General features: G+C 65.4%; 5 protein-coding genes and 1 pseudogene. 5 read left to right on the forward strand and 1 reads right to left on the reverse strand.

The features are described from left to right. The 5 genes and pseudogenes from ACEN88_RS21075 to ACEN88_RS21095 form a co-directional block, all read left to right on the forward strand. Positions 1–184: pseudogene (locus ACEN88_RS21075) on the forward strand (lysophospholipid transporter LplT); the annotation flags it as partial. 173 nt (positions 185–357) lie between these two features. Beyond that, positions 358–2,697 (forward strand): M1 family metallopeptidase, encoded by a 2,340-nt coding sequence (locus tag ACEN88_RS21080; protein ID WP_413342696.1) that lies wholly within the window; start codon positions 358–360, stop codon positions 2,695–2,697. Positions 2,698–2,735: 38 nt separating this feature from the next. Continuing rightward, positions 2,736–3,221: a DUF6702 family protein gene (locus ACEN88_RS21085; RefSeq protein ID WP_413342699.1), complete on the forward strand. Its 486-nt coding sequence runs from the start codon at positions 2,736–2,738 to the stop codon at positions 3,219–3,221. Beyond that, on the forward strand, positions 3,221–5,209 hold the full coding sequence (locus tag ACEN88_RS21090; RefSeq protein ID WP_413342701.1) for a TonB-dependent receptor: 1,989 nt from the start codon (positions 3,221–3,223) through the stop codon (positions 5,207–5,209). Before ACEN88_RS21085 ends, ACEN88_RS21090 begins: the two co-directional genes overlap by 1 nt. 41 nt (positions 5,210–5,250) lie before the next feature. Beyond that, a complete protein-coding gene (locus ACEN88_RS21095) occupies positions 5,251–6,003 on the forward strand; it encodes a 2OG-Fe dioxygenase family protein (RefSeq protein ID WP_413342704.1) in 753 nt (250 codons plus the stop codon). Between the two features lie 255 nt (positions 6,004–6,258). On the opposite strand, the gene ACEN88_RS21100 is transcribed toward ACEN88_RS21095, so the two are convergent. Continuing rightward, the coding region (locus tag ACEN88_RS21100; protein WP_413342707.1) for a DUF1501 domain-containing protein at positions 6,259–7,009 on the reverse strand (751 nt) is incomplete at its 5' end.

The following is a 7,009-nucleotide window of genomic DNA, read 5'->3' on the forward strand; positions in this document are numbered from 1 at the left end:
TGCCGGCCAGTCGATCGCCGTGCAGAACTTCAACGAGAACCTCGCCATCCTCCTGATGACGTCCACCTATGCGCTGGCCCTGCAGGCGCGGCTGCGGCTCGATACCGTGCTCGTGCTGCTGGGCCTCCTGATCGTGCTCGTCACGCTGGTCTTGCGCGGGATGGCGGCGCCGCGGATCGACTGAACTGTCCGCCCGCGGTGTCCGCCTGGTGTCCGTTCATGTGTCCGCGTGTCCGACCGTATCGCACGCGCCACGCCCATCCGTATGTATCAGCCTTGTTACACATCAAATACAGTAGTGGCGGAACGTCAAGATTAGAATATTTTCCTTCTTTCAACCATGAATGCAGGGTAAATATGATACGTTTCCCGATCGGCCTGGCGGCGCTATGCCTCAGCATGGCGGCAATCGCGGCGGAACCTTTCGACGACAAATTCCGCCAGCTCGACGAATTGCTGCCCACCCCGACCACGATCCGCACCGCCTCCGGCGCCCCGGGACACGCGTACTGGCAGCAGCGCGCCGACTATACGATCCGCGCCACGCTGGACGAAAGCCGGCGCGCCATCAGCGGCACCGAGACGATCACGTATCACAACAATTCGCCCGACGCGCTGTCCTACCTGTGGATCCAGCTCGACCAGAACATCTATAAACGCGATTCCGACGCGCGCATGACGGCGACCGTCCCCTCGCGCGACGCCTGGGCCAAGGCGCGCGGGCCGGAAGACGGCTATAAATTCGACGCGCTGCGCTCCGTGCTGGAAAAGAGCACGTTCGACGGCGGTTTTAAAATCGCCGCCGTGAAGGATGCGGGCGGTCGCCCTCTGCACGTCGTCATCAACCGCACGATGATGCGCATCGACCTGCCGCAACCCCTGAAGCCGGGCGCGAAGGTCGCGTTCTCGATCGACTGGAGCTACAACATCAACGAGCAGAAGGTGCTCGGCGGCCGCTCCGGCTACGAGAAGTTCGACGAAGACAAGAACGACCTGTTCGAGATCGCCCAGTGGTTCCCGCGCATGGCCGCGTACTACGACGTGACGGGCTGGCAGCACAAGCAGTTCCTCGGCACCGGCGAATTCACGCTGGAATTCGGCGACTACGACGTGCAGTTGACCGTCCCCGCCGACCACATCGTGGCCGCCACCGGCGAGTTGCAGAACCCGGGCGACGTGCTGACCGCCGCCCAGCGCCAGCGCCTGGAGCAGGCGCGCACGGCGACCAGGCCCGTCGTCATCGCCACGCAGGCCGAGGCCGAGGCGCGCGAACAGACCCGCGCCGGCGGCACGAAGACGTGGCGCTTCCGCGCGAAGAACGTGCGCGATTTCGCGTGGGCGTCGAGCCGCAAGTTCATCTGGGACGCGCAGGGCTTCAAGAAGGACGCGACCAATGTGCTCGCGCAGTCGTTCTACCCGAAGGAAGGCAATCCGCTGTGGGAAAAATACTCGACGGCCGCCGTGATCCACACGATCGCCGAGTACAACAAGTATTCCTTCGACTATCCGTATCCCGTCGCGATTTCCGTGAACGGTCCGGTGGGCGGCATGGAATATCCGATGATCTGCTTTAACGGCCCGCGTCCGACGAAGGACAAGAAGACGGGCGAACTCACGTACTCCAGCCGCACCAAGTATGGCCTGATCAGCGTCGTGATCCACGAGGTGGGCCACAACTACTTCCCGATGATCGTCAACTCGGACGAGCGCCAGTGGACGTGGATGGACGAGGGCCTGAACAGCTTCCTGCAATACCTGGCCGAACAGGCGTGGGAAGAGCACTACCCGCAGTCGCGCGGCGAACCGCGCGCCATCGTCGACTACATGAAGAGCACCAACCAGGTGCCGATCATGACGAACTCGGAATCCATCGCCGCCCTCGGCTACAACGCCTATGCGAAGCCGACGGCCGCGCTGATCGTCCTGCGCGAGACGGTGCTGGGCCGCGAGCTGTTCGACTTCGCCTTCCGCGAATACGCGCAGCGCTGGAAGTTCAAGCGTCCGACGCCGTCCGACTTCTTCCGCACGATGGAAGACGCCTCCGGCACGGACCTCGACTGGTTCTGGCGCGGCTGGTTCTACACGACCGGCCACGTGGACGTGAGCGTCGACGGCATCAGCGAATACACGGTCGGCACGAAGGATCCGGAAATCGAAAAGGCGTGGAAGAAGGCGCAACGCGACGCCGAGCCGATCTCGATCACGGACCAGCGCAACAAGGGCACCCTGCCGCGCCGCGTCGACGCGCATCCGGAGCTGAAGGACTTCTACAACGAGCATGACGCGTTCACGGTCACGAACCGCGATCGCAACAAGTACAACGAGGCGATCGGCGACCTGGAAGACTGGGAGAAGAAACTGCTCAAGGAAGGCAAGCATCTGTACCTCGTCGACTTCAGCAACCTCGGCGGCCTCGTGACGCCTCTCGTGCTGGAGATCACCCTGCAGAGCGGGAAGAAGACCATCGAACGCATCCCGGCCGAGGTGTGGCGCTACACTCCCACAAAGATCACGAAGCTGATCATCACGGACGAGCCGATGGTCGCGCTGACGCAGGATCCGAACTGGGAGACCGCCGACACGGACACCGGCAACAACAGCTGGCCGCGCAAGGCGATGCCGTCGCGCCTGGAGTTGTTCAAGACCGAGCATGACAAGGACAACCTGATGAGAGACTTCAACGAGAAACTGAAGTAGAGTGGGCACCCGTGCCCACTCTACGAGGAAAGTATGGAATGAAGTTGCGTCGTATCCTGATCCTGCTGTGCGCGTGCGTATGCCTGCACGCTTCCGCGCACCGCTTCCACGCCGGCATCACCGACATCAGCTACAACGAGCGCACGGGTAGCACGGAAGTCGTGCACACGTACATGGCGCACGACGTCGAGGCGCTGCTGACGGAACTGTACCAGCGCCAGTTCGACCTGTCCGATCCCGAGGACCAGGCCGTGCTGCGCAAGTACGTGGAAAAGCAGTTCTGGCTGGCCGACAGGGACGGCCGCCGCCTGCCGCTGAACTGGGTCGGCGTGACGGTCGACACGGACAGCGTCGTCGTGTTCCAGGAAGCGGTGCGCACGCCTGTGGTGAACGTCGAGACGATCCACGACGCCGTGCTGAGCGACTTCCTGCCCGACCAGCAGAACACCGTGAACCTGACGGCGAGCGGCAGCCTGCGCACGTTCGGCTTCACCAGCAGCCGCACCGAACTCCCCGTCCACTGATGCGCCCGATCGCCCTGCTGCTCACCACGCTGTTCGTGCCCGCCTGCGCGTGGGCGGACGATCCCGTGATCCAGCGCGTGCTCGTCGAAGGCGCGCGCACGAGCCAGCTGGGCATCGCGGATGCCGCCAGCGCCGGCACCGTCAACCAGAAGGAACTGGCGATGCGCACCGTGTACCGGCCCGGCGAACTGCTGGAAGCGGCGCCGGGCCTGATCGTCAGCCAGCACAGCGGCGAAGGCAAGGCGAACCAGTTCTTCCTGCGTGGTTTCAACCTGGACCACGGCACGGACCTGGCCACGTACCTGGACGACATGCCCGTCAACCAGCGCAGCCACGCGCACGGCCAGGGCTGGACGGACCTGAACTTCCTGATTCCCGAACTGACGGCGCGCCTCGACTACAAGAAGGGCCCGTACTCCGCGAGCGAAGGCGATTTCGCGTCGGCCGGCAGTGCTGCCATCACCTATGCGAACCGCCTCGCGCGCAACGTGGCCACTGCCAGCGTCGGCCAGGACGGCTACGCGCGCACGGCGCTGGCGGCATCGAAGGAGATCGACGACGGCGTGCTGACGTATGCGCTGGAAGCCCTGCACAACGACGGCCCGTACGCGCACCCGGACGATTACCAGAAGCTGAACGGGGTGCTGCGCTACAGCCGCGGCTATGCGAACAACGGCTGGAGCGTGACGGCGATGGCGTACCGGGGTCGCTGGAATGCGACGGACCAGATTCCCGAGCGCGCCGTGGCCGCCGGCCAGCTTGGCCGCTTCGACGCGATCGACACCACCGACGGCGGCGCAGCGAAGCGCTTCAGCCTGTCGGGCGTGTGGCGCCGCACGGGCCAGGATTCGGCGTCGAAGGTCAGCGCCTACGTCATCCGCAACCAGCTCGACCTGTGGTCCGACTTCACGTACTTCATGAACGACCCGGTCAATGGCGACCAGTTCGCCCAGCCCGACCGGCGCGTGACGAGCGGCGTCAACGCCACGCACAGCTGGCACGCGCACCGGGGCGAGACGTCGACGTCGGACATCACCGTCGGCGTGGAGGCGCAGAACGACAACATCTTCAACGGCCTGTATCGCACGGCCGCGCGCAAGACCTTGTCCGTGACGCGCGCGGACCACATCGTCGAGACGAGCCTTGGCGCCTTCATCGAGAACGCCACGCGCTGGAACCCGTGGCTGCGCTCGACGGTGGGCGTGCGCGCGGACGATTACCGCTTTCGCGTGCGCACCGGCGGCGTCGACGGCAGCGACTCGCTGGCCAGCCCGTCCGCCAACGTCGTGTTCGGCCCGTGGCGCCGGACCGAGTTCTATGTGAACTACGGCGAAGGCTTCCACAGCAACGATGCGCGCGGGACGCTCACGGCGCCCGGCCTCGTGCGCTCGCGCGGCATGGAGCTGGGCCTGCGCACCGAAGCCATCCCGACGATGCAGACGGCCATCTCCCTGTACCGCCTGGACTTCGATTCCGAGCTGACGTACGTGGGCGACGAAGGGACGACCGAGGCCGGGCCACCCAGCCGCCGCATCGGCATCGAGTTCTCGAATTACTATAAACCGTATAAATGGTTATCGGTCGACTTCGACGCCGCTTACGCGCATGCGCGCTCGCGCGGCGTCGCGCCGGGGCAGGACCGCATCCCGGAAGCGATCGAGGGCGTCGCCCAGCTCGCGCTGACGGTGAGCCAGGTCGGCCCGTGGGAAGGCGCACTGCGCCTGCGGTACTTCGGGCCGCGTCCGCTCGTCGAAGACGACAGCGTGCGCTCGCGCGCCAGCACGACCCTGAACGGCCGCCTCGGCTATCGCGTAAGCCGCGACCTGCGGCTGGAACTGGAAGGGTTCAACCTGGCGAACCGGCGCGCGTCCGCGATCGACTACTACTATGCGTCGCAGCTGCGCGGCGAAACGGTGCCGCGCGAGGACGTGCATTTCCACCCGATCGAGGCACGCTCGTTCCGGCTGACGCTCGTCAGGAACTGGTGATGGCCGGCACGGCCGCGCGCAAAAAGTGCTAGGCTACCGGGATGACAACACCGCAACCACCTTATACCGACCCGGCCCGCATCGCCGATGCGCTGCGCGGCGACGGCTATGCGCTTCTGCGCCCGGCCGACGTGGCGCAACTGGCCGGCTGTTCGCTCGATGAGCTGTCGGCGCTGGCGCCGAGCTGGAACCGCCTGGAGCTCGACAACTACCTGAAAGACGGCGGCCGCTATCGCCGGCGCCGGCATTCGTGCTTCGTCGACAGCGGCGAGACCCTCGCGCAAAGCCCGCACCGCGCGCACTGGCAGCCGGTCGAGTACAACGCCCTGCACGGCGGCATGCACCGCCTGTTCGTACCCATCGAACCGTCCACCGTCGAGCAGCCGGCCTGGCCGAAGCTGGTGCGCGCGCTGGGCGCCGTGTGCTCGCAGGTGAAAGGCCGGCAGACCTGGTACGTCGAGGCGCACCAGTTCCGCATCGATACCGCCGACGGCATCGGCCGCCCCACGCCGGAAGGCGCGCACCGCGACGGTGTCGACTTCGTTGCCGTCATCCTGATCGGGCGCGAGAACATCAAGGGTGGCGAGACGCGCGTGTTCGAGGCGAACGGTCCGAAAGGCCAGCGCTTCACGATGACCGAACCGTGGACGCTGCTGCTGCTGGACGACGCTTCCGTCATCCACGAATCGACGCCGATCCAGCCCATCGGCGCCGACGGCCACCGCGACACGCTCGTGCTGACCTGGCGCGCCGGCGCCTTCCAGGGCGACGACGCCGAGACGACCGGCGCCTGAGCCATCCCGCGCGCGCGGCCGTTCGCGCCGCGCTTCCCGACTGAACCAAAGAAAGGCATGCGACATTGCATGCGCCCACAAATGTTAGCGTCGGACAATTTCTGATAAAAAAAAAGCCCGCAACCTTGCGGTGCGGGCTGAATCCAGGTTTTCGGAGAAAAACTGGAGGAGACAGGTGCAACTATAGCCCTAATTTTTGTGCACCGCAATACGGTAGAACTACTATATGTAGAGGGCAGCCTCTAGAGTAGAGGCTCAGGCACCAACGATACGGAATCCAGCACGTTTTTGCGGCATTGCGGGAAAGACCTGTTCCAGACGCTTGTCGCCTAACATTAAATGTTCTTCCGATATTTGCGCTAACACCGAACGAAAGTCGGTCGTAACCGGCAAATCACGCCCCTCGTTCAGTTTCGTGTCGCCGACGCCTTCCCAGTCGCCATAAACCTTACCGCCGCGCACCTTGCCGCCCATGACCCACATCACATTGCCGTGGCCGTGGTCGGTGCCGCCGTTGCCGTTCTCGCGTGCCGTGCGGCCGAATTCGGACATCACGACGACGACCGTGTCGTCGAACAATGGTCCCAGCCGTTCGGCCAGCACGGCCAGCCCCTGTCCCAGCGGTGCGAGCCGGTTCGCGAGCTGGCCGGTCGCGGCCCCCTGGTTCGCGTGCGTGTCCCAGCCGCCCAGCGCGACGAACGCCAGCTGGATCTTCGGGTCGTTGCGCATCAGGCCCGCCAGGCGGGCGGCATCGTCGGGGAAACCGTTCGGCAGCGGGGCGCCGCGGTCGGCGGCCTGCATCTCGCGACTCATTTGGTTCTGTTCCAGGGCATCCATGACTTCGCGGTGCGCATTGCGCCCGTCCGCGTACGCGCGCCCGAAGCGGGGGTGATCCGCATACAGTTCGTCGAACGCGGCCTTGACGGCCGGCCGGTCGAGCAGGTCCGCGCGCGCGGCGGCCGCCACGTTCGGCAGGTTCACCGCAGCCGCGTGGCCGGACAGGATG

It is taken from the genome of Massilia sp. CT11-108 (assembly GCF_047302915.1).
Classification (GTDB): domain Bacteria; phylum Pseudomonadota; class Gammaproteobacteria; order Burkholderiales; family Burkholderiaceae_D; genus Telluria; species Telluria orientalis.

What these genes read in the sequence shown, in the direction of transcription:
- ACEN88_RS21080 (WP_413342696.1), top strand. Translation starts at nt 358, where the DNA reads ATGATACGTTTCCCGATCGGCCTGGCGGCGCTATGCCTCAGCATGGCG.
- ACEN88_RS21085 (WP_413342699.1), top strand. Translation starts at nt 2,736, where the DNA reads ATGAAGTTGCGTCGTATCCTGATCCTGCTGTGCGCGTGCGTATGCCTG.
- ACEN88_RS21090 (WP_413342701.1), top strand. Translation starts at nt 3,221, where the DNA reads ATGCGCCCGATCGCCCTGCTGCTCACCACGCTGTTCGTGCCCGCCTGC.
- ACEN88_RS21095 (WP_413342704.1), top strand. Translation starts at nt 5,251, where the DNA reads ATGACAACACCGCAACCACCTTATACCGACCCGGCCCGCATCGCCGAT.